Here is a 22,957-nt window from a genome sequence, read left to right on the forward strand (position 1 = left end):
GGCATGATCAAACCACTGGTTAAACCGCTTGCAACGGGTAAGCTTGTCTGGGCGCTTGTGAGTGCCAGCATTTTGGTTGTCACCGCTGGGCCGCTATTGGCCAATGAACCGCCAGCGATACCGGTGACCGCCGTCATAGCGCGCAAGGCGGTACTCGATCGCGTGATTAATGGCATCGGCACGGTCGCGCCGCTGCAATCCGTTACGGTCAGGCCACGTATCGACGGCCAGGTCGTCGACATATCTTTCGACGAGGGGCAAATTGTAGAGAAAGGAAGTATTCTTCTCAAGCTCGACGACCGCGAGTTGCTGTCTTCACTTGCCTCTGCACGAGCCAAAAAGGCCCAGGACGAGGCGCAGCTGAACAGCGCACGAACGGAATCGCAGCGTTATGCAGCGCTGGCCGAGAAAGGCGTCGCCTCTGCATCTACCCTAGAGCAGAAGACCGCCGCTAGCGAGCAGTCAGCCGCAGCCGTTCAATATGACGAAGCGCTCATAGAAAGCGCAGAAACGCAGCTCGGTTTTGCTACCATCTCCGCACCGCTCTCCGGTCGAGCCGGCTTTCGTCAGGTTGACGTCGGCTCGGTTATAAGCGCCGCCTCCACTAACGGCGTCGTCACTATCACGCAGATGGATCCTATCGGTGTCGAGTTTGTTGCTCCGGGTGACCGGTTCGGTGAGATCCGCAATGCGCTAAGTAAAGGCATCGCCGCCGTCAAGCTGACCAGCACCGACGGCAAAACGATCCTGGCCGACGGTCGCCTTACAACGCTCGACAACTCCGTCGATGCCTCCAATGGTTCCATTCATCTCAAAGCCAACTTTGACAATTCTGGGAACGCTCTTTGGCCCGGTCTTCCGGTCGCCACGCGACTAACGGTCGAAAAGCGCAGCGGTATTGTTGTCCCTGACAAAGCCGTCGCGCGTGGGCGCGATGGTCTTTATGCCTACATCGTCGGAGCAGATGGAAAGGTTGTACGCCGCACGGTCAAGACAGCGTTTGTCACCGACGCCATGGCTTTGGTGAGCGAAGGAATTGGCGAGGGCGAGCAGGTCGTCATGGACGGGCAATCGCGCATCGGAGATGGTGCTTTGGTTAAAGTGACGCCTTGGAGCGGCTCGCCCGCTGGTGAGCTTGTAGGAGGGGCGACCCCATGAGCATGGACAAGAACGTTGGGGAACGACGTGCCGGCGGCTTGTTCGATTTTTTCATCGCTCACCCGGTCGCGACCGGCTTGATCATGAGCGGGATCTTCCTCGTTGGAGCGATCTGCTATCCCTTCATGCCGGTCTCAGCCCTGCCGCAGATTGATTTTCCGACCATACAGATAGAGGCTAATCTTCCTGGAGCCTCGCCCGAAACGATGGCTGCTAGCGTCGCGCAGCCAATTGAGAATGCCTTGTCGAGGGTATCGGGCATTAGCGAAATGACCTCTAACAGCTCGCTTGGCACAAGCTCGATCACCGTGCAGTTCGGGCTCGACCAAGATATTCAGACCGCGGCAAGCGATGTTCAGACCGCGATCAGCGAAGCGGCCGGACAACTGCCCAAAGACATGACGTCCCTGCCGACGGTTCATAAGGCGAATCCCGCCGACGCCCCCATCATGCAACTCTCGGCAAGTTCTGACGTCCTCACGCTGCCCGAACTTGACGAATACATCGAGCGAAATGTTGCTTCGAAAATTGGCCAGGTGTCTGGAGTCGCGTTCGTCAATATCGGCGGCAAGCAAAAACCGGCAATTCGCATCGCGGTTGATCCTGGTAGACTGGCTCAGGCCGATGTGACCCTTGAGGACGTTAGAACCGCGATCGGCGACCTCAGCCTTAGCGCGCCCAAGGGCAATATTGACGATCCGACGCGAACCTTCCCGATTTACACAAACGACCAGATCGGCAACAGCGCTGAATGGAACGACGCTGTGATCGCTTACAGGAACGGCGGTCCGGTCCGCATTCGTGATATCGGTCAGGCTGTAGACGGCGCCGAAAACAATAAAATGGCGCATTGGACAAATGGCGAGCGAGGCATCGCGCTCGATGTCTTTCGCCAGCCAGGCGCAAACGTCATTGCCGTTGTAAACGCCGTCAAGGAACAGCTCCCTTCCTTGCAGGCCTCGTTGCCAAAGTCCATCAAGCTGGAGCTGGTGACCGACCGCACGACAACGATCCGTGCTTCGGTGGACGATGTTCAGTTCACCTTGATGCTGACCATTGGCCTCGTCGTCGTCGTTATTTTCCTCTTCCTGAGGAGTTTAAGGGCAACGATCATACCCGCAGTGACCCTGCCGATAGCACTTGTTGGTTCTCTCGCTCCCATGTGGGTTTTGGGCTTCAGCTTGGACAACCTGTCGCTAATGGCACTGGTTGTCGCTGTTGGCTTTGTCGTCGACGACGCGATTGTCATGCTCGAAAACATAACGCGCCATATCGAGGACGGTGTCGAGCCGAATGTCGCGGCAAGGCAGGGAGCTCGCGAAATCGGCTTCACCATCATATCGATAAGCCTATCCTTGATTGCAGTGCTGATCCCGATCCTCTTGATGGGCGGCATTGTCGGACGACTGTTTCGCGAATTCGCATTGACGCTGACGATCGCCATCATCATATCCGCGCTCGTTTCGCTTACGCTCACGCCGATGCTGGCCGCGAAATTCATCCGCCCGATCGAGCGGTCGCAACAAGGATGGTTCTACCGCGTGGGCGAGGTGTTTTTCGAGAGGCTGACGGCGGGCTATATCAGATCACTAAGGCCTTTCATCCGTCATCGCCTGCTGACGCTTGCTTTGTTCATCGCCACCCTTGCCGCGACAGCGTATCTATTCTCCATCGTTCCCAAAGGTTTTTTCCCGGAACAGGATACTGGTTTCATCGGCGGATTGTCCCAGGCTTCGCCCGACATTTCGTTTGCCGAAATGGCAAAGCTGCAGGAGCGGGTCAGCGCAATCGTCATGAAAGATCCCGCGGTCTATTCGGTCTTCATGGATATCGGCGGCGGCAATGGTGGCAATGCTCTCAACCAGGGCCACGTCAACATTACACTGAAACCGCTTGAAGAGCGCGATGCGAGCGCCAAGCAAGTCATTGATCGGCTTGGGACCGCGCTCAACGCCCAGCAGGGCATCAAGCTGTTCATGCAATCCGCCCAGGATATCAATATCGGCGCGCGGCCGGCCAAGACCCAATACCAGTTTACCCTGCAGGACGGCGATATAGCCGAGCTTGGCGAATGGGCGTCGAAAGTAACGAGCCGACTTCAGAGCCTTGGGGAATTGCGCGACGTCGGCAGTGATCAGCAGGCGGAGGCTCCCAACCTCTCGATCAAAATCGATCGCGCGGCCGCAACCCTTTACGGCGTGCTTCCCTCAACGATCGACGACACGCTTTATGACGCCTTTGGGCAACGTCAGGTGGCGTCCTATTCGACCCAGACCGACACGTTTCGGGTGATCCTCGAGGTTCTTCCAAGCCTGCAGCGCGACATCGCGACATTGGATCGGCTCTCAGTTCGAGCAAGCAACGGCACGCTAGTGCCGCTTTCCGTCGTCGCTAAATGGTCGACTGATGGCGTTTCACCCGTCTCCATCTCTCATCAGGGGCAGTCTCCATCCGTCACGATCTCGTTCAATCTTGCTTCCAATGTCGCTCTGGGAGAGGCAACAAAGGCAATTGAAGCCACGGTGGCCGAAATGCATCCGCCGGCCTCGTTACAGACGAGTTTTTCGGGAAGTGCAAAGGCATTCAAGGATTCCCTCGGGACCGTGCCGCTCTTGATCCTTGCATCCCTCATCGTCGTATACATCATTCTTGGCGTTCTCTATGAAAGCCTGATCCACCCGCTCACCATCCTTTCCACCCTCCCATCCGCTGGTCTAGGAGCTTTGCTTGCTCTGTATCTGGCGGGGTTTGATTTTGGGCTGGTCGCGATGATTGGGGTCATTTTGCTGATCGGGATCGTCAAGAAGAACGGCATCATGCTCGTTGATTTCGCCATACAGGCGGAACGGAATGGCCACGGCAGCGAGGAGGCAATTGTCCAAGCAGCTCAAATGCGTTTTAGACCGATCCTGATGACCACAATGGCGGCACTGCTTGGGGGGCTGCCGCTTGCCATTGGACATGGAGCAGGGTCTGAGCTGAGGCAACCGCTCGGTTATGCGATTGTCGGCGGCCTTCTGGTAAGCCAATTGCTTACCCTTTATACGACCCCGGTCATATACCTCTTGCTTGATGGCCTCCGCCAATCAAAGAGACCCCACCCCGACCCGACACCCGCCCAGCAGGCGGCCTGAATTTCCAATCGGAAACAAGATGAACTCATCGGTCTATACGTTTGCAATCGCGGCCGCGACGGCAACTGGTGTCGTCGTGCGCCCTTTCCGGCTTCCAGAGGCGATATGGGCAGTTGCAGGTGCAGTCTCGATTCTTGGCCTTGGCGTCCTAAAGCCTGGCGAGGTCTGGACGGGCGTTACGAAGGGAACCGACGTCTATCTTTTTCTGATCGGCATGATGTTGCTGTCAGAACTTGCGCGCAAGGAGGGCCTTTTCGATTGGGTTGCGGCGATCGCTACGTCTTATGCCAAAGGCTCGCCAAAAAGGCTGTTTCTCCTAATTTATGTCGTTGGCGTAATCGTCACAGCGCTATTGTCCAACGACGCGACGGCGGTGGTGCTGACGCCCGCCGTCTACGCCGCCTGCCGTGCGGCCAAGGTCAATAATCCCCTTCCATACCTTCTGGTCTGCGCGTTTATCGCCAACGCAGCGAGCTTCGTCCTGCCGATATCCAATCCGGCGAATCTCGTCATTTTCGCCGGCGGCGAGATGCCGTCGCTTGGACGCTGGATGACAACGTTTCTCGCGCCTTCGATCGGAGCGATCATCATGACATTTGTGGCGCTTTACCTGACCCAGCGTAGGACGCTCACTTGCGAGACGTTGGCCATAGATGTTCCCCGCCCCGAACTTTCGCTCCCGGCTGCCCTCGCCGGCGCAGGGTTGGCCATTACCGCCATCATCCTTCTTGGGGCGTCGGCCGCACATCTGGACTTGGGCATGCCCACATTCATTGCGGGCACAATCACAACGCTGATTGTGTTTTCCGTTGTCCGGCAAAGTCCACTTCACATCATCCGTGAAATTAGCTGGAGCGTTATACCGTTGGTAGCGGGACTTTTTGTTGTCGTGGAGGCGATAAACCAGACAGGCGCAACAGCACTGCTCGCGCAGGAGCTACGATCTCTGAGTGCTCATTCCGAAGCACGTGCGATTGCATTCGCAGGAGTTGGAGTGGCGTTTTTATCGAATGTCGTCAACAACCTTCCCGCTGGGCTGTTCGCGGGTGGTGCCGTCGGCCTGGCGCAGGTTTCTGATCGGGTGGCAGGTGCAGTGCTTATCGGCGTTGATCTTGGACCGAACCTTTCGGTAACGGGATCCTTGGCGACAATTTTGTGGCTAGCGGCTCTCAGGCGCGAGGGGATCCATGTGAGCGCGCTCTCATTCCTGAAAATCGGGATCGTGGTGATGGTGACGTCCCTTATCGTTGCATTGGCTCTGCTTTGAAGACGGGATTGCGCGCGCCGCTTAGAACACAATGCTTGAACCTTGCAGAGCCTCCCGGAGATAGTCGCAGGAAGTGCCTGATCGAGGAAAGCTGTCAGTAAACGAGGTCGATGATTGCCATTTCCTGGTCGCGGACTATGTCCTTGCTGGGATAGTCGAATAGGACTCGTGGGATGCCCCGCCAGAGAGGGCTAAGCGTGTCTCCGGTTGGTGGGAGAGAATGTTGCAGAAGCGCAAACTTGGCGGATCCGGTCCAGAAGTTTCCGCGATCGGCCTCGGCTGCATGGGGTTAAATCACCATCGCGGACCCGCCTTGAACAACGAAGACGCGGTTTCTCTTCTCAGAGCCGCATTCGACGGTGGCATCACGCTTTTCGACACGGCCGAGATCTATGGTCCTTTCACGAACGAGGCGATCGTGGGAGAAGCACTCGAACCAATTCGCGACGACGTTGTGATTGCGACCAAGTTTGGCTTTAGGGACGGCCGTCCCGGTAATGGCCTCGACAGTCGCCCGCAAAGTATTCGCCGAATGGTCGAGGCCTCTCTGTTTAGGTTGAAGACCGACAGGATCGACATTCTTTATCAGCACCGCGTTGATCCGGATGTACCGATGCCTGACGTAGCCGGAGCGGTTCGCGACCTAATTGAGGAAGGCAAGGTTTTGCATTTTGGCCTTTCGGAAGCGGATGACCAGTCAATCCGGCTCGCACACGCCGTGCAGTCGGTCGCAGTACTGCAAAGCGAGTACTCACTATGGTGGCGAAAGCCCGAGGACAGTGTTCTATCGACAGTGGAGGAACTGAGCATCGGGTTTGTTGCATACAGCCCACTTGGGCGCGGCTTTCTTTCGGGAACGATGGGTGAGAGCACGAACTTCGATGCTCCGAACGATCAACGCAAGACCAATCCGTATCTTGCGCCCGCAAACCGCGCGGCAAACCAGCCTATCATCGATGCGATTCAATCAGTCGCGAAAGAGAAAAATTCCACGGCCGCACAGATCGCGATCGCGTGGCTTCTGGCTCGCAAACCGTGGATCGTTCCAATTCCAGGAACGACGAAGATCCACCGGATTGAGGAAAATGTCGCGGCGGCAGCGATTGAATTTTCCCAGGAGGAGATGGACAAGATCGATGACGTGTTCTCGACGATAACGCCTCGTGGCGACCGCTACGCGACGGCACCTCGACCGCAAGCCCAAAGATGATGGCTGCGGGGAAGAGCCACGCTCCTCGATTGGCGACATCAACTTGATTGCAAGCGAGGCCCGGTCAAAGGCTCTAACCAAAGAAATTGGCGTCTTCTTCCGCGAGGTATTTCCTCGCCGCTTCTGCATCGATGTCGACGCCGAGGCCTGGCGCTTCGAGGACGTCGACCATGCTGTCTTTGACGATCTGCGCCGGCAACCCGATCACCAGATCCTCCCACCACGGGTCGGATGCCGATGGGTATTCAAAAGCCACGTAATTTGCGGGCAGCGTCGCACAGACATTGATCAAGGCGCCAAGGCCTAGCAGACCGTTCGCGGTGCCGTGAGGTGCCATCAAAATCGAATGCATATAAGCGTGTTCAGCGACCCACTTGAGCTCTGCAATACCGCCGATATCAGCGGGATCGGGTCCGATTACGCGCACTGCCTGGGTTTCGATCAACTCTTTGAAGTTGTGACGCAGATAGATTTGCTCCCCGGTGTGGATGGGGGTCGAGGTGGAGGTCGTTAGTTCCCGGTATGCCTGAGGGTTGACCCAAGGCACGTAGTCGCCGGTCAGCATGTCCTCGAGCCACATCAGATTGTACTTTTCGACCGCTCGAGCGAACTTGATCGCGTCCGGCAACATCCATCCCGGTCCGCAATCGAGCGCGAGGCTAACCTTGTCGCCGAGAACTTCCTTCATTGCGATGACGCAGTCGAGCATGTGATTGAAACCGCGCTCGCTAATCACGCCTTGATCCATGGCGCCGTGGTAGCCTGCCTTTTTCTGCGTGACGCCATAATGAAAGTCGTCGATCGTATCCTTCATGTTCGAGTGAAAGGAAATGCCCTGCTTGACCATGAAGAAGTTTTGCGGCTGCTCTATCATCCACTTGACGTCGGCTGCGTAGTCTTCCGGTCGGTCGCCTGTCCGTTTGCGTCGGATCGAGCCATTATAGACCCGCACCTTATCTCGCACCTTGCCGCCAAGCAGTTTGTAAACTGGAACGCCGGCGGCTTTGCCGGCAATGTCCCATAGCGCGTGTTCGATCGCGCTGACCGCCGCACCATAGGGTTTAAACGAGCCGCGCTGGCGGATTTTGAGCATCACGCGCTCGACATCGGTCGGGTCCTCACCGACAAGCGCGTCGCGAAAATGCAGAACCCATGGCTTGAGATAAGACTTGGTGAATTCGACTTCACCCAGTCCGTAGAGACCTTCGTCGGTAACAATACGCACGATTGGATGTCTGCCGATAACGGCACAGCGTAGATCGGTGATCTTCATCTTCTTTCCTCTCTGCTCCTGCTTCAGCTCCAGGTGCGGTCCCAGGAATACTCGTCATCCCAGCGGTCAGTCGGCTCCCAGATGCCGGAAACGCCCGGCTGCAAATGGCGCGATATCACCTCGTCGACGACATCATCTATTCCCAGGCCCGGCTTGTCCGTTACCGTGATGAAGCCATCCTTTACCAGTGGCTTGGGAAGCCCGGCGACAATATCGTCCCACCAGTCAACGTCGGCGGAGTGGTACTCAAGCGCCATGAAATTCTCAGTCGCTGTCGCAACATGCGCAGCCGCCATCGCTGCGATCGGGCTCTCGGCCATGTGGATCGCCATTGCAACACCGTGATCTTGCGCCATGTCGCCAATTTTCTTGGTCTCGAGAATTCCCCCACTAGTGAGGAGGTCAGGGTGGATGACTGAAACCCCGCCGCTTCTCAGCAGAGGCTCAAAGCCCTCTTTCAGATAAATATCCTCGCCCGTGCAAATCGGCACGGTGGTCGCATCCTGCAACTGTCGATACTGCTTAGAAAATTGCCATGGGATAACATCCTCAAGCCAGGCCGGCACGTATTTCTCGATGCGCCGCGCGAGGCGAATGCCATTTTGCATCGAGATATGGCCGATGTGGTCAATCGCCAGCGGCACGTCCATTCCAATCACTTCACGGACCTCGGCAATATATTGCTCGAGAAGATCGAGGCCCTTGTCGGTGAAGTGGAGCCCGGTGAACGGATGCTGGACATTATGGAGATCGTAGGACGCATTGCGCATGCGCCGCTCGTCGATCGTTTTCAGCGGACCGCGGGTTGGATCGTTGCGATAGCCTTCAAGTGATCCTGCGGGAAATACCACCGCTCCTGGCACATCTGCGATCTGCATAAGCCCCAGGTCCATTTTAAGGAACGTAAAACCAAGGTCCATGCGCTGCTTCAGACGCTTGCCGGTCTCCGTGCCGCTTGGAACGGTCGCATCCGTATCGCAGTAGACACGGATCTTTTCTCGGAACTTGCCGCCAAGCATCTGGTAAATCGGCACGCCATAAGCTTTGCCAGCAAGATCCCACAAGGCAATCTCCACGGCCGAAACACCGCCACCCTGCCGTCCATGCCCGCCAAACTGCTTGATGCGACGAAAAAGGCGGTCGATGTCGCAGGGGTTTTCTCCCAGCAATCGGCTCTTCAACATCAAGGCGTAAGTCGCACTGGCACCGTCTCGCACCTCCCCCAGGCCGACGATCCCCTGGTTGGTATAGATCTTCAGGAGCGCAGAACTGAATGGCGCGCCGACAATTTCTGCGACACGCATATCGGTGATACGCAGTTCGGAAGGTTTGGAATTTGAGTTAACACGATTGAGCGCTGCTTCGGCTTCATATGCCTCTCGCATGATATGATCCTCGTTCTGATCGGCAGACTGGTCGCCCGATGGTCAACACCGCGGGAAACGTTGGTCAGTCCAATGCAATCTCGTGATGTTGAAGGTAGTCGCGGTTCATCTCGACGCCGAGTCCAGGCTTTGTGCTAAGTTTCAGGTGGCCGTTTGAGACTTCGAGTGGGCGGTCGATGAGATGATCATATTTTCCGAGGTTCCATTCAGAGGTTTCTAGTTTGTAGAAGTTCGGTACGGTCATCATCACCTGTGCGCCGGCAACCACATTGATCGGGCCAGCTGCGTCATGCGGCGAGACCGGAATGTAATAAGCTTCGCAGAGCGCAGAGATCTTCTTGAGTTCGGTAATGCCGCCGGTCCAGGTGACATCCGGCATGATATAGTCCGCAAGCTTGTTTTCGAGTACGGGGACGAAGTCCCATTTCGTGTGACCACGCTCGCCCCAGGAGATGGCAGCGCTTACTTTCTCGCGGACCTGCTGAAGGGCTTTAAGGCTTTCTGGTGGGCAAGGCTCCTCGAACCAGTCAATCTGTCCTGCCTCCTCGAGGCTTCGGCAGAGGCGAATTGCGGTTGGAACATCGAAACGGCCATGAGCATCGATGAGAACATCGACATCGGGGCCGACCGTCTCACGGATGAGTGCCGTAAGTTCAGCAGCTTCCCGCTCATCCCTTCGCGACATTGCGCCATCGAGATAACCATCTCGCTGTTCTCGCGCATATCCATCGGTAACGCGCCCTTGTTGGGGAAAGGGGTCGAACTTCAGTCCAGTGTGACCGGAATCGACGATGTCTCGGATCTCGCGGATAATAGCCTCTTTGCTGGTGAACTTCGTCTGATTGGGATGGGTATATAGCGCGATCTCGTCGCGGACAGGGCCGCCGAGCAGTTCATAGATCGGCTTGCACAGAGCCTTTCCTCGGATATCCCAAAGTGCGATGTCGATCGCGCTTACGCATTCAACCGCGGCACCGCGGCTTCCCATATAGGTGAAGCTGCGAAATATCTTGTGCCAGAGATACTCGATGCGTGCGGGATCCTCTCCCTTGAGCGTCTGGCCGATCTGACGCAGGATGGTGCAAAGAGCGCGATTGGCGAGCTTGGTCGTCGTGGTGATCTCCCCCCAACCGCTCAATCCCTCGTCGGTCGTGACCTCAACAAACAGAAACTCTCCCCAATAAGACGCATCGGATTCTATGAGCCAAGGCCGTACACCGGTAATTTTCATCTGAGCTACCTTCGATTATGTCGGATGGGCTATTCGGATGGAAATGAGTTCTGGTCGGCCTTGTCTATCCCGCGCGGGCCGCGATACGGGCTCGCATGTGTTCCAGGAGATGTCGACCTGAGCCTTCGACATGGCGAGCGATAAGCTCAGCCGCCGCGTCTGCTTCGCCCAATTTTACGTGCGCGATAAGCTCCCGATGCTCGGTCAGAATGGCAGCGCGGCGGGCAAGCGTGAAATTGAAGCGCCGACCGACGGCTCGAAGCACCTCACGGTGTTTCCACCATAGTTCCGCGGCATGCCGGTTATAGTGCTTCTGGTACATCACCGTATGGAAAGCGGTATCGAGTTCGCTGTGCTTGAAAGTGTCGGCAAAGTTGTTTTCTTCAATAAGCGCCTGAATGCGTTCGAGCTCGGCGATGTCCTCCACCGTCGCCATCGTTACGAACCATCGCGTCAGTGCCGGCTCTATCAGCACCCCAATCTCGTAAATGTCTCGAACGAAATCCTGATCGATTGGCCGCACGCGAGCGCCGCGATTAGGTACGAAGGTGACAAAGCCTTCTCCGCGCAGCAGCTGCAGGGCCTCGCGAACAGGGTTGGTTGAGGTCCCATGGCGTCGGGCAAGATCGGTTACGACCAGCCGCTCGTTCGCTACTAGCCGACCCTCGATGATGTCGTCTCGTATCAGTTTGTAGAGAGAGGCCCCCTCGCTTGATGCTCCATCGGCGTCAATGCCTTCGGGTGGCCTAGCTCTGAAGTCAGCAGTCTCGGTCAATACACTCCCCATCAGTACTCTAAATCCTCGACTATCATGCAAATCTGCCGCAAACAATGTACGATTTTGCAGATTGACAGACATTCCTTGATCTGAAAACGTGCGATCTGCCCGAGGGGATACACTGACTTGAGGAGGTCGGCCCAGCGGATGAGGACCGTTCGCCATGGGCAGAGCGGCTTGGGAGAACCTGGAGGATACCTATGACGAGGATTTCACTCGGCGGTGCCATCCTGCACGGCACGGTCTCGACTGCCCTGCTTGTATCACTTATGTCTACGTCGGCAATGGGAGCATCGGTGGACCTAAGCAAGTGGTCACCGGAATACGTGCGTTCTATTGCAGGCACTCAGGATTTCGATACTGCTGCAGAATGCAACAAGGTCACGCCGCTCGACTACAAAGGACGCCTGACGTTTTGGTACCAGGGCATCTTCGAGGGCGACCCAGATTCGCTTCGGGAGTATTACAAGGAGTTCTTCGCGACATTTCGCAAGACCTACCCCAATATCCAGCTCGAGGAACAAGGCCTTACCTACAACGATCTTCTCGACAAGTTCCGCACCGCGCTCCTTGGTAATGCGGCCCCGATGGCCGTTCGCCTGCAAATTCTCGGCGGCGTCGAGTTTGCTTCCAAGGGTTATCTTCAGCCTCTGAAACCTGAGGATATCGGCTATTCCACCCAGGATTTCTGGCCGGGCGCAATGAAGGCCGTGACTTGGGATGGCGTCTCCTATGGCATTCCGACAAACAACGAAACAATGGCGTTCATCTGGAATGCCGATATCTTCAAGCGTGCGGGTCTCGACCCGGACAAGGCCCCTGCAACCTGGAATGACGTTGTCAACTATTCCAAGCAAATCCACGATAAGCTCGGCGTTTCAGGTTACGGGCTGGTTGCCAGAAAAAACGCCGGCAACACGCCCTATCGCTTTATGCCGCAGCTTTGGGCATATGGCGGGAGCGTCTTCGACGAAACCTCTCCTGATCCAACGTACAAGGAAGTCGAGCTCGCCAGCCCCCAGAGCAAGGCAGCACTGCAGGCATCCTATGACATGTACGTGCGCGACAAGTCGGTTCCCGTTTCGGCCCTCACCAACCAGCAGGCCGATAATCAGCCACTCTTTTTGGCTGGCCAGCTCGGTATGATGGTTTCGCATCCGTCGGACTATGACGTCATGCTCGACCTTCAGAAGAAGGCGACGGCAACCGACAAGGAAAAAGCTCAGACTGTCATCGACAACATGCGTTACGGCCTCATTCCGACAGGCCCCGACGGTAAGCGAGCCGTCGTCTTCGGCGGCTCAAACATCCATATCCTCAAGCCCGAATATGTAGAGGGCGGTAAGGTGGACGAGCCCGCAGCCAAGGCCATCGCATGCATGTGGGCAAGTCCAGAGTGGTCGTTGAAACTGGCGTATGTGGGATCGAACCCCGGAAACCTGAACGGCTTTAAGACAAAGTGGATGAAAGATCGTCTGGAAAAGATCAAGTTCCTCGACGTAACCACCTCGATGCTGCCTTACGGCATTCCGTTTCCAGCGCTGCCGCAGTCACCCGAGATCATGAACATTATCGTCCCGGACATGCTTCAGAACGCGTTGACTGGAGCCATGACGGTCGATCAAGCGGCAGATGACGCTGCCAAGAAGGTCAAGGAACTGATGGACGGTGGCCTCTAGTCGAAGTCCGACAAACTGACCGGCTGCCGCACAATCGGCAGCCGATCTCTTTTCCACGGATGAAGGGCTTCGAACAGTGACGACTTCAATCGGAAAGGCCGACGTGCCCCTGGTCCCACGGAAGGGTACCTCAACTCTCCTGCGCAGGATATGGGATCACCGCTTTGACTATGCGTACGTGCTACCGTCCATCGCCGTCATGCTTATCGTCATTGCGTACCCGATCTACTACACGATCGAACTGTCGTTCTTCAATACGCCCCCGGGCCTACAGCTTCGCGACAAAATCTTCGTCGGCATCGACAATTATACCGCGATCTTAAAAAGTCCGGTATTCTGGACGGTCACCAAGAACACGCTTATCTGGACGGTGGGCTCGACCTTCATCTCCTTTGTCCTTGGATTTGCCTGTGCGCTGGCGCTCCATCGTGACTTCGCTGGCCGTGCGATCCTACGCGCGATCCTGATTATCCCATGGGTCATCAGCGCGGTTGCCGCATCTTATATATGGAAGTGGATCTACCATTCGGACTTTGGCGTCATTGGAGCGGTCCTGGTGGGTCTTGGTCTTGCCGAACGACCACCCAATTTCATCGACAATGTCGATACCGTCCTTGCCTCACTCATCGTTGTGAATATCTGGCGAGAATTTCCATTCGCTATGATCATGATGATGGCGGGCCTCCAGACCGTTCCCGATCAACTGCTGCGCGCCGCAAAGGTCGATGGGGCCAACGCGTGGCAACGCTTCTGGCATGTCACTTTTCCACACGTCAGGAACGTCTCGACCGTAACAGTTCTTCTTTTGGCAGTCGCCAACTTCAACTCCTTCATCATTCCCTGGATCATGACAGGTGGAGGACCGTCGAATGCATCTCATATTTGGATCACGCATATCTATGAACTGGCTTTCGGCCGACAGCGTTGGGGCGTGGCCTCGGCATACTCTGTCCTGCTCTTTATGATCTTGATGTCCTTTGGCTACTTCTACGTCCGCGCGCTGAGCAGCAATGACCAGAAGGGAGAGGCTGAATGAGTACGATCACAGAAACCGCGCAACCGCGGCAGACCCGTCGCCGTAACCGGATAGATGGATGGCGGTGGGGTGGACGCATCTTCCTGGTTTTCATGCTGCTTTACACAGCCCTGCCAATGGTCTGGATGTTGATCACGTCGATCAAATCCGGCTTCGCCGCGATGCAGTTCCCCCCGCAGTGGTGGCCTGACCAGCCTACGCTCGCCAGCTACCAGAAGCTGCTCGATCCGCAAAACAGCGTCGGTCAGGACTTTCTGCGGTTCTTCTGGAACAGCCTTTTCGTCTCCACCGCAACGACAATTCTGTCGGTCATCGTTGCGGTCCCAGCAGCCTACGCGTTCTCGCGTTTCACCTTCCCGGGCCGAAACTTCATGTTTTTTGCCGTACTGCTCCGTAACATGTTCCCGGCTGTCATCTTCCTCGTACCACTTTTCATCCTCATGCGTGCAATCGGACTGGTGAACACCCATGGATCCCTCGTTCTAACCTACCTTACCTTCGGCTTGCCGTTGGCGATCTGGCTCCTGAAGGGGTTTTACGACAACATCCCGATTCAGCTTGAACAAGCAGCACGCATTGACGGTGCGACGCGTTTCCAGGCCTTTGTCCTGATTGTGGTGCCACTGTCCACCCCGGGCATCATCGCCACGGCAATCTACTCCTTCATCGGCGCGTGGAACGAGTACATCTACGCATACACCTTTCTATCGAAGAACGACCAGTTGACGCTACCGGTGGGTATCCAGCGTTTCTTTTCGGAAAACACGACCGACTTTCCAGGCCTCATGGCGGCAAGCTTCATGATGAGCGTACCCGTCGTCGTCCTGTTCTTGCTTCTGCAACGATACTTCGTACGCGCGCTCACAGAGGGCGCGGTCAAGCACTAGGGAGTTGCCTGTGGCCCACGTGGTCTTGAAAGATCTGATCAAGAATTACGGCAGCTTCAATGCCGTTAAGAGTGTCTCACTAACGGTCAACGATGGCGAGTTCGTAGCGCTTGTCGGCCCTTCAGGCTGCGGCAAAACCACGACGCTTAACTTAGTTGCCGGCCTTACCTCGGTGACATCGGGCGATATCTTAATCGGCGACCAGGTCGTCAATGACCTCGACCCCAAGGACCGCGACATCGCGATGGTGTTCCAGAACTACGCCCTCTATCCTCAAAAATCGGTCTACAAAAACCTGGCGTTCCCTCTCCAGATGCGCAAACTGCCCAAGGACGAGATCGACAGAAAGGTCAAAGAGGCGGCGCGCGTCCTCGACATGACGCAATTACTTGAGCGCAAGCCACGCGAACTTTCCGGTGGGCAACAGCAGCGCGTGGCTTTGGGCCGCGCGCTTGTCCGCGACCCGGCTGTGTTTCTAATGGATGAGCCCCTCTCCAATCTCGACGCAAAGCTCCGTGTCCAGATGCGCTCCGAAATCAAGCGTTTCCATCAGGACCTAAAGGCCACGATTATCTACGTGACCCATGATCAGCTCGAAGCCGTGACAATGGCCGACCGAATGGCGGTGATGAACGGCGGCTATCTGCAACAGTACGACACGCCGGCACAGGTTTTCGCAAATCCGGTGAACATGTTCGTCGCAAGCTTCGTCGGCAGTCCGGCGATGAGCCTTGTGCCGCTTGAGGCATCGACGGTCGATGGGAACACTACGTTGACCAGTGCTGAGGGTTGGCGTCTTGAACTCTCGCCCGAGAACGCAAGGAAAGTCACCAAAGCTTCGTCCAGGAAGGTCGTTCTGGGAGCACGTCACTCGACGATAAAACTGCACAAGAACGCGGCTCCAGGGTGCGTGCCTGCCAAGGCTTACACTGTTGAACCAACGGGAGACGTTACCTTCGTACAGGCATTTTTATCCGGTGCCATTGTCAATATCAGCGTGCCACCGGCCGTCAGTGTCGCGCCAGATGAGCAGATTTGGCTGGAGTTCGATCAGGAGCGGATGCACCTGTTCGATGGCGAAACCGAAATGGCGCTCAGGGCTGATTAAATGGTGTCTAAACGCAATACGAGGCGTCGATGACGGTGAAGCTGAAAATCACAGCAATAAAGCCATATCCTGTGTGGGTCGGCATACGCAACCAGATGCTGGTCAAGGTCGAGACTGATGGCGGCATTGTTGGCTGGGGCGAGAGCGGCTTGAGCGGGCGCGAAAAAGCAGTTGCCGCTGCCGTCGAGCATTATCGCGAATTCCTGATCGGCCGTGATGCTATGCAGATCGGCCGCATCTGGCAAGAGCTCTATCGAAGTCAGTATTTCGAGGGCGGTCGAGTCCTGCAGGCAGCTATTTCCGCGATCGATATTGCGCTGCACGACATCAAGGGCAAAGCACTGGATGTCCCAGTCTACGATCTATTGGGGGGCAAACAGCGCGACCGGGTGCCGACCTTTGCCTCAACCGGTGACGAGGCGGAGGGCGATGCTGCGATCGAACGTGCAATCGAACTGCACGCTCAGGGTTGGCAGGCAATCCGCTTCTTCCCGGCAGGACAAGGCAATCGAGACATCTTCGAGCCGCGCGAGTCGATTGGCGCAACCGCTGCGATGTTGAACAAGGCACGCAACGCATTGGGCGCCCACGTTGTCCTGGGCGTCGACTACCATCACAGGCTATCGGTGGCTGAAGCGGCAAGCTTCTGCGCCAAGCTCGAGCGCGGCGTTCTGGACTTTCTCGAAGAGCCGATTAGAGACGAGACGCCGGGTGCCTACGAGGCGCTGCGCAAGATGACCACCATTCCATTTGCCATCGGCGAGGAATTTGCGAGCAAGTGGCAATTCCTACCTTACATCGAGAGCGACCTCCATCAGTTCAACCGCATCGACGTCTGTAATGTCGGTGGGCTTACCGAGGCGATGAAAGTCGCAGGTTGGAGCGAGGCTCACTACGTAGACCTTATGCCGCATAACCCGCTGGGTCCTGTGTGCACCGCTGCGACGGTTCATTTCGGCGCTGCAGTGGCCAACTTCGCTTGGCTGGAGACTAGGGCCCCCGAGGTCAAGCTAGGGTTCGATAACTCTGACTTCTTTCCCATGCAACCAAGGCTCGACGGAACCGAGTATCCGGTAAGCGACCTTCCCGGCCTCGGAGTCGAGGTCAATGAGGATGCAATTGCGGCTCAGAGCTTTCGCTTTTGGGAAGCCCCTCATCTCAGGCGGCGCGACGGTTCCGTCACGAACTGGTAATCACCGAACACTGGAGTTCATCATGATAAAGACCCAAGACATTCAGCGGCCACCGAAAGAGTTGATCGACGCGCTAAAGGAAATCGGTGCGGCGACTATAGCTGGTACGCTCGGCCACATGGGATTTCGCAACCCGCACATGGTCGGCCCCGTCTCGCAGGCTCGAGGTAAATCGATCGTCGGTCCGGCGTTGACGCTCCAGTTCCTGCCACAGCGACCGGATCTCTTTAGCGAAGGCGAGTATGCGGATCCGGAGACGCAGCTACATAGACATGTCCTCTACCATGTACAGGAAGGCGACGTTGTCGTCGTCGATGCCCGCGGCGACATGAGTTCCGGCGTTTTCGGCGATATGATGTCGACCTATTTCAAGGGCCGCGGCGGTTCGGGGATCGTGATTGATGGTTGCATGCGTGATCGGCCAAACGTAGAGAAACTCGATCTTTCGCTCTGGCTGCGAGGCTGGACGCCGAACTATCATGTTCAAACAAGCATCTACCCAAACGCGGTCAATGTCCCGATCGCCTGCGGGGGTGTCACCGTGATCCCAGGCGACATCATTGTGGCTGACGATGATGGAGTCGTCGTACTGCCCGTAGCCATGGCCGCAAAGGTGATTGAAGAGTCACAGACGCACCATGACTGGGAGGAGTTTTCGCGCTTGAAGCTGATGGAAGGCGGTTCGCTGCAACGCTACTACCCATTGCATGACGACGCCAGGGTCGAATACGACGAGTGGCGCGAAAGCGTGCGGATGACACCGGAGTAAGGGCCAGTCACCTGCCAATCGTGAAAATCCGCGGCCGAAACTTCATAATGCCCTTAGACTATGCGTACAGATAATAACGCGTTCAGCGGAACATTCACTCCGATTGCCACAGATCAAATACCTCATTGCTAGGACGTTATTTTTGCCTTGCCAGCACAGATGGCCTAGAAGCTAGTGATGACTGCAATACCTGGGGTTTCGGCCTTGTCCATTGTCATCAACTCAGGAATGGCCTCCTGAAGGCAGATCCGTTTCGAGATCAGCTGGCGGGCCTCCATCTTGCCCGAGGTGATCATCGCCAGCATGGCGTCGTAACGCCAGGCTTGCATGCCGTGGCTACCGTAGATCTCCAGCTCATGGCCGATCACCTGCGCCATCGGGATCTGCGGCGTCGCGTGTTCGCCAAGCATCAGACCGACCTGCACATGGCGGCCGCGGCGGCGAAGGTTCTTGATCGAGTTGAAGCAAGTTGTCGGATGACCGAGCGCGTCGATCGAGACATGCGCGCCGCCCTTTGTGATCTCACGCACGGCCTCCACCACATCCTCTCCACTCCCAGCATTGATGGTCGCGACTGCGCCGCATTTTCGAGCGAGTGCCAGCTTGTCTTCGGTCAGGTCAATACCGACAACGTTGGCGCCAAGCGCAGTGGCAATCATGATAGCCGACAGGCCGACGCCGCCGCAGCCATGCACCGCCACCCAGTCACCGGGGCCGGTACGTGCCTGATCGGCAACCGCACGAAAAGAAGTGGCGAACCGGCAGCCTAGACTGGCAGCTGTCGCATCGTCGATGTCTTCCGGCAGAATAACGAGGTTGGTATCGGCATAGTCGATCGCCACATACTCGGCAAACGATCCCCAGTGAGTGAAGCCGGGCTGGAACTGGCTGGGGCAGACCTGCTGGTTGCCGGAATGGCATTGCGCGCAATGGCCGCAACCCGAGACGAAAGGCACGGTCACACGATCTCCGACCTTGAAGCGCATGACGCCCTTACCTGTTGCCACCACCTTGCCGGCCAGTTCATGGCCGGGCACATGCGGCAGCTGGATATCCGGATCATGCCCCTTCCAGCCGTGCCAATCGCTGCGGCATAGTCCCGTTGCGCCGACCTTGATCACCACGCCCCCGAAGGTTGGCTCCGGATCGGGAAGCGTCCGGATCTCCGGCATCTGTTCGAACGCTTCGTAGTACATAGCCTTCATAAAACATTCCCTCGAACTTCATACTATCAGCCCGATCTTGCATGACATCGAAGCGCATGATCGCCTTGTCAACGCTATAACAATCTTCCTATTCTTACAAAGCCTGCCCGGTCCAAGGGGCGTATGAGCGACCCCTGATCATCCTAGTCTCACGCCTTCGCCGAGATCGAGCTCAGTTCTTCAAGATCGAGGTCGCGTTCGAGCTCACGCAGGGTCTCGTCATCGATCTCACCCGCGCGATGAAGACGAATGAGTTCTCTGCGGCCAGCCGCAACAGCCGCGAGAACCACGTCGAAATGTGCCTGCAGCATCGGTGCATAGTCTTCCGTACGGGCCGCGTAGTCGATGATCGCGGTTGCGCGGTGTTCGTATCGTTTCAGCAGTTGCGGATGGATCAACGTGCCGGCCTCATCGTAGGCCAGACCCTGAACGGTCGAGAACTGCACCTGCGCCATCGCAGCCTCCGCCTGGCTCATGGTCATCGGGGCGCGTTCTGTTTCCGCCTCCCCCAGACCCGCCCAGGCAATCACCCTGCCGAGCGTCGTGCCCTGTATGAGCACTGTGCCTGCGATCACCACGAACGCCGTGATCAAGATGAAGTCTCGCTCTGGAAAATCTTCCGGCAAGCTCAGCGCGAGCGCCAGCGTGACGACACCACGGACACCTGCCCAACCAAGCACCGATGCGCCTCCAAACCCCAGAGGAACGGTCCTTGCAAGGCCAGCCGAGTTGCACAGCCGGACAATGAGATCGGCGGCAAACACCCACGTGAAGCGCGCCAGCACCAGCGCAAGAAGAACAACGACAGCCGGAAACGCCATCGATTCAATTACCGCACCGAAGCCGCCGCCACGCTCGATAACGTCCCTCAGAGACAGGCCGATCAAGATGAAAACTGCAGCTTCCATTAGGAAAATGACGACCGTCCAGAACGACGTTCCGCGCATACGCGTTGCAGCCGAAAAAACCGTGTGATGATGCCAGCACGCGATCAGGCCGGTCGTGACGGTGGCGATGACGCCGGACACGTGAAGCTGCTCACCAAGGAGGTAGGCAACCCAGGAAAGCAATGCCGTGGAGGCGATGATCAGGTAATCATCTCGCAATCGACGAATGAGCTTGACCCAGATCGTTCCCACCACAACGCCAACGGCGACACCTCCTGCAGCCAGCAGCGTGAATGTGCCAACAGCGTCAAACGCGCTGAAGGTCCCGGTTGCCACGGTTGCCACGGCGAACCGGAAGAGAACGAGACCACTTGCGTCATTAAGCAGGCTTTCGCCTTCAAGCAGTATCTGGAGGCGGCGCGGCAGCTTGACGCGCTCTAGAACCGCGCGCGCCGACACGGCATCGGGTGGCGAAACAATTGCACCCAATGCCGCGCACGCGGCCCACGGCAGCGACGGCATCAACAAATGAACGATGACGGCGATTACAGCTGTGGTGAAAAACACAGCGCCGATAGCAAGCGAGGCGATGCCGAGCATGTGACGACGCAGCCGCTCGACCGCTATTGACCAAGCACCGTCGAACAGCAAGGGCGGAAGAAATATGACCAGCACAAGTTCTGGATCGACAGTGATCGCCGGTAGGCCTGGAAGGAAGGCGAGAATTGCACCACCGGCCAGAAGCGCTACGGATGGTGGCAATCCTAACCGATGTGCAATGTAATGAAGCGCGATGATCGCCACAAACATTGCGATCACAAGTTCAAAGAGATGCGTGCTGTCCATAGGTCTCCCCACCACAATGGCCGAGACATAAGATGACGAACCTCATGGAAAGGCAACATCCTGGCTTGGATCAAGCAAACTTGCCGTTATTAGCTTGGAGCGCCTACCTTCAAGTATCTCCTCGCGCAATAAAGAAGCGCCTCCTGATTGCCGCCAGCGCTCAGTCCAAGTACGCGCCCAAACAATACTCGGTGTGTCCCCTGATCGACTGCGTGTGCAAGCTCGCATTCGAAACTGACAAGAGCGTCCTCAAGCACCGGCGCGCCAGTCTTGCCTTCAACCCAGCTGCCCGTTGCGAAGCGCTCGGTCATCGCCGTCTTGCCGCCGAAAAGGTTGGACAGCGCTTCATGGTTCGGGGCGAGCGTGTTGACACAGAAGAAGCGCGCGGTTTCAAAGGCAGGAAAACAGGAATTCGTCCTGTTGATACAGGCTAGAAGCGTAGCGGGCGTATCACTGACACTGCACACCGCCGATGCAGTAAAGCCGCAAGGCCCGTCGACGGCCCGCGTCGTTACGATGTTAACCGCCGCGCCGAGGCGCGACATGCCGTGACGGAACACCGTGCTTTCCACGGTCTCGAAATTGTGACCCATGATCCCCATCTCCGGCTCCTAAATCCGTTCCGGTCGCTTCAAGCCCATCCGATCGCGCAGCGTTGTGCCCTCATATTCGGTACGATAGAGGCCGCGATGCTGCAGGATCGGCACGACCATGTCGACGAAATCGGTCAAGCCATCGGGGAAGTGCGACGGCATAACGTTGAAACCGTCGGCGGCCCCAGTTGTAAACCAGGTCTCGAGTGTGTCGGCGATATGTTCGGGCGTCCCGCAGAGAACCCAATGCCCGCGTGCAGCGGCCATGAGGTTATAGACATCCCGCAGTCGCATATCCTCGCGGCGTGCCTTGTCAAGCATGACCTTGGCGAAGGCGTGGTAGTTGTCGGATGGTTTTAGATCGGTGGGGACAGGACCGTCGAGGTCGTAGACGCTCATGTCGATACCGAAACGATCTGATAGCAGCGACAGGGCATTGGTTTCGCTGACGAAGCCCTGCAACGCTGCGAGCTTGTCGTGCGCCTCGCGCTCCGTGCGGCCGACGATTGGCATCACGCCGGGCAGCACGACCATGCTGTCTTCGGTACGCCCGTAGTTCGGCAGGCGATCCTTGACGGACCGGTAGAAGTTGCGCGCCTCGTCGAGATCCTGCGTGACCGAAAAAACGACATCCGCCGATTTGGCCGCCAGTTCCTGACCAGGGCCCGAGCCGCCAGCCTGTAGGATGATCGGTTGTCCCTGCGGCGCGCGACCGATATTCAGCGGACCCTTGACCTTGAAATGCGCGCCCTCGTGATCGAGGCAGCGAACCTTGGCCGGATCGATATAAAGCCCGGTTTCACGATCGGCTGCGATCGCGTCATCCGCCCAGCAGTCCCATAGACCACGCACAACCGTCAAAAATTCCTCAGCGATCTCGTAGCGCTTGGCATGATCGGGATGAATGGTGCCGAAATTCGCCGCCGCCAACGGATTTGCCGTCGTCACCGCATTCCAGGCCGCACGACCGCCGCTGAGATGATCAAGTGACGCAAAGACGCGGGCGACCGTAAAGGGGTCGCTGTAGGTGGTCGAGACGGTGGCACCGAGCCCGATGTGCTTCGTCGCACCGGCAATTGCCGATAGCAGCGTCAGCGGCTCGAGCCGCGCCGTGTAGGAGGGGTGGGCGGCTGGATCTGCGTGCAGGTTGTCGCCCATGAAGATCATGTCGAACAGACCGCGCTCGGCGTCCTGCGCGATCGCGCGAACCTGGTCAATATTCTGGAAACTGTCGATTGCTCCAGGCATCCGCCAACCGGCGACATGGCTGCCGGTCCCGAGAAGAAACAGGCCGAAGTGAATCTTGCGTGTCATGCTG

18 protein-coding genes are annotated in these 22,957 nt (G+C 57.1%); 10 read left to right on the forward strand and 8 right to left on the reverse strand.

Features of this window, described 5'->3' with window-relative positions; genetic code table 11:
- Positions 1–3: 3 nt before the first annotated feature.
- The 4 genes from AC1DOG_RS19555 (at position 4) to AC1DOG_RS19570 (ending at position 6,769) form a co-directional block, all read left to right on the forward strand.
- Positions 4–1,158 (forward strand): efflux RND transporter periplasmic adaptor subunit, encoded by a 1,155-nt coding sequence (locus AC1DOG_RS19555; RefSeq protein WP_477930387.1) that lies wholly within the window; start codon positions 4–6, stop codon positions 1,156–1,158.
- Positions 1,155–4,292 carry an efflux RND transporter permease subunit gene (locus AC1DOG_RS19560; RefSeq protein WP_477930389.1) on the forward strand — a complete coding sequence of 1,046 codons (3,138 nt, stop codon included), beginning with the start codon at positions 1,155–1,157 and terminating at the stop codon, positions 4,290–4,292. Before AC1DOG_RS19555 ends, AC1DOG_RS19560 begins: the two co-directional genes overlap by 4 nt.
- A gap of 19 nt (positions 4,293–4,311) precedes the next feature.
- Complete coding sequence (locus AC1DOG_RS19565) at positions 4,312–5,559, forward strand: arsenic transporter (RefSeq protein WP_477930391.1); 1,248 nt, start codon at positions 4,312–4,314, stop codon at positions 5,557–5,559.
- A gap of 223 nt (positions 5,560–5,782) precedes the next feature.
- The gene (locus tag AC1DOG_RS19570; protein WP_477930393.1) at positions 5,783–6,769 is read left to right on the forward strand and encodes an aldo/keto reductase; all 987 of its coding nucleotides are present in this window, start codon (positions 5,783–5,785) and stop codon (positions 6,767–6,769) included.
- Positions 6,770–6,842: 73 nt separating this feature from the next.
- Here the strand turns inward: AC1DOG_RS19570 and AC1DOG_RS19575 are convergent, their stop codons facing one another.
- The 4 genes from AC1DOG_RS19575 to AC1DOG_RS19590 form a co-directional block, all read right to left on the reverse strand.
- Positions 6,843–8,042: a mandelate racemase/muconate lactonizing enzyme family protein gene (locus AC1DOG_RS19575; RefSeq protein ID WP_477930395.1), complete on the reverse strand. Its 1,200-nt coding sequence runs from the start codon at positions 8,040–8,042 to the stop codon at positions 6,843–6,845.
- 23 nt (positions 8,043–8,065) lie between these two features.
- On the reverse strand, positions 8,066–9,427 hold the full coding sequence (locus tag AC1DOG_RS19580; RefSeq protein WP_113010529.1) for a mandelate racemase/muconate lactonizing enzyme family protein: 1,362 nt from the start codon (positions 9,425–9,427) through the stop codon (positions 8,066–8,068).
- 64 nt (positions 9,428–9,491) lie between these two features.
- Entirely contained in the window at positions 9,492–10,658 is a 1,167-nt protein-coding gene (locus AC1DOG_RS19585; protein WP_477930398.1) for a mandelate racemase/muconate lactonizing enzyme family protein, read from the reverse strand.
- 64 nt (positions 10,659–10,722) lie between these two features.
- Positions 10,723–11,433, reverse strand: coding sequence for a GntR family transcriptional regulator (locus AC1DOG_RS19590; protein WP_113010577.1), 711 nt, complete (start codon positions 11,431–11,433; stop codon positions 10,723–10,725).
- A 203-nt stretch (positions 11,434–11,636) separates the two neighbouring features.
- Between AC1DOG_RS19590 and AC1DOG_RS19595 the strand changes: the two genes are divergently transcribed.
- From AC1DOG_RS19595 to AC1DOG_RS19620, 6 genes are all read left to right on the forward strand, one after another.
- Positions 11,637–13,115, forward strand: coding sequence for an ABC transporter substrate-binding protein (locus AC1DOG_RS19595; protein WP_113010531.1), 1,479 nt, complete (start codon positions 11,637–11,639; stop codon positions 13,113–13,115).
- A 76-nt stretch (positions 13,116–13,191) separates the two neighbouring features.
- On the forward strand, positions 13,192–14,151 hold the full coding sequence (locus AC1DOG_RS19600; protein ID WP_113010532.1) for a carbohydrate ABC transporter permease: 960 nt from the start codon (positions 13,192–13,194) through the stop codon (positions 14,149–14,151).
- The gene (locus tag AC1DOG_RS19605) at positions 14,148–15,038 is read left to right on the forward strand and encodes a carbohydrate ABC transporter permease (protein ID WP_113010533.1); all 891 of its coding nucleotides are present in this window, start codon (positions 14,148–14,150) and stop codon (positions 15,036–15,038) included. The genes AC1DOG_RS19600 and AC1DOG_RS19605 overlap by 4 nt, the downstream gene beginning before the upstream one ends.
- Positions 15,039–15,048: 10 nt before the next feature.
- The gene (locus AC1DOG_RS19610) at positions 15,049–16,146 is read left to right on the forward strand and encodes an ABC transporter ATP-binding protein (RefSeq protein WP_113010534.1); all 1,098 of its coding nucleotides are present in this window, start codon (positions 15,049–15,051) and stop codon (positions 16,144–16,146) included.
- 29 nt (positions 16,147–16,175) lie between these two features.
- Complete coding sequence (locus AC1DOG_RS19615; RefSeq protein ID WP_477930402.1) at positions 16,176–17,339, forward strand: mandelate racemase/muconate lactonizing enzyme family protein; 1,164 nt, start codon at positions 16,176–16,178, stop codon at positions 17,337–17,339.
- Positions 17,340–17,361: 22 nt separating this feature from the next.
- Positions 17,362–18,108 carry a ribonuclease activity regulator RraA gene (locus AC1DOG_RS19620; RefSeq protein WP_113010536.1) on the forward strand — a complete coding sequence of 249 codons (747 nt, stop codon included), beginning with the start codon at positions 17,362–17,364 and terminating at the stop codon, positions 18,106–18,108.
- A gap of 164 nt (positions 18,109–18,272) precedes the next feature.
- Here the strand turns inward: AC1DOG_RS19620 and AC1DOG_RS19625 are convergent, their stop codons facing one another.
- The 4 genes from AC1DOG_RS19625 to AC1DOG_RS19640 form a co-directional block, all read right to left on the reverse strand.
- Positions 18,273–19,313, reverse strand: coding sequence for a zinc-dependent alcohol dehydrogenase family protein (locus AC1DOG_RS19625; RefSeq protein WP_477930404.1), 1,041 nt, complete (start codon positions 19,311–19,313; stop codon positions 18,273–18,275).
- Between the two features lie 149 nt (positions 19,314–19,462).
- Positions 19,463–21,046, reverse strand: a complete 1,584-nt coding sequence (locus AC1DOG_RS19630; protein WP_477930406.1) for a Na+/H+ antiporter — start codon at positions 21,044–21,046, stop codon at positions 19,463–19,465.
- 89 nt (positions 21,047–21,135) lie between these two features.
- Entirely contained in the window at positions 21,136–21,648 is a 513-nt protein-coding gene (locus AC1DOG_RS19635; protein WP_477930408.1) for a flavin reductase, read from the reverse strand.
- A gap of 9 nt (positions 21,649–21,657) precedes the next feature.
- Positions 21,658–22,953 (reverse strand): LLM class flavin-dependent oxidoreductase, encoded by a 1,296-nt coding sequence (locus AC1DOG_RS19640; RefSeq protein WP_477930410.1) that lies wholly within the window; start codon positions 22,951–22,953, stop codon positions 21,658–21,660.
- Positions 22,954–22,957: the final 4 nt, after the last annotated feature.

The sequence above is a fragment of the Rhizobium sp. 01N48 genome, assembly GCF_056399145.1.

Excerpts from the sequence above, each read along its gene's own strand:
- AC1DOG_RS19555 (WP_477930387.1), top strand. The coding sequence starts at position 4 with ATGATCAAACCACTGGTTAAACCGCTTGCAACGGGTAAGCTTGTCTGG.
- AC1DOG_RS19560 (WP_477930389.1), top strand. The coding sequence starts at position 1,155 with ATGAGCATGGACAAGAACGTTGGGGAACGACGTGCCGGCGGCTTGTTC.
- AC1DOG_RS19615 (WP_477930402.1), top strand. The coding sequence starts at position 16,176 with ATGACGGTGAAGCTGAAAATCACAGCAATAAAGCCATATCCTGTGTGG.
- AC1DOG_RS19630 (WP_477930406.1), bottom strand. The coding sequence starts at position 21,046 with ATGGACAGCACGCATCTCTTTGAACTTGTGATCGCAATGTTTGTGGCG.
- AC1DOG_RS19585 (WP_477930398.1), bottom strand. The coding sequence starts at position 10,658 with ATGAAAATTACCGGTGTACGGCCTTGGCTCATAGAATCCGATGCGTCT.
- AC1DOG_RS19595 (WP_113010531.1), top strand. The coding sequence starts at position 11,637 with ATGACGAGGATTTCACTCGGCGGTGCCATCCTGCACGGCACGGTCTCG.
- AC1DOG_RS19635 (WP_477930408.1), bottom strand. The coding sequence starts at position 21,648 with ATGGGGATCATGGGTCACAATTTCGAGACCGTGGAAAGCACGGTGTTC.
- AC1DOG_RS19575 (WP_477930395.1), bottom strand. The coding sequence starts at position 8,042 with ATGAAGATCACCGATCTACGCTGTGCCGTTATCGGCAGACATCCAATC.
- AC1DOG_RS19605 (WP_113010533.1), top strand. The coding sequence starts at position 14,148 with ATGAGTACGATCACAGAAACCGCGCAACCGCGGCAGACCCGTCGCCGT.
- AC1DOG_RS19580 (WP_113010529.1), bottom strand. The coding sequence starts at position 9,427 with ATGCGAGAGGCATATGAAGCCGAAGCAGCGCTCAATCGTGTTAACTCA.
- AC1DOG_RS19640 (WP_477930410.1), bottom strand. The coding sequence starts at position 22,953 with ATGACACGCAAGATTCACTTCGGCCTGTTTCTTCTCGGGACCGGCAGC.
- AC1DOG_RS19565 (WP_477930391.1), top strand. The coding sequence starts at position 4,312 with ATGAACTCATCGGTCTATACGTTTGCAATCGCGGCCGCGACGGCAACT.
- AC1DOG_RS19620 (WP_113010536.1), top strand. The coding sequence starts at position 17,362 with ATGATAAAGACCCAAGACATTCAGCGGCCACCGAAAGAGTTGATCGAC.
- AC1DOG_RS19625 (WP_477930404.1), bottom strand. The coding sequence starts at position 19,313 with ATGAAGGCTATGTACTACGAAGCGTTCGAACAGATGCCGGAGATCCGG.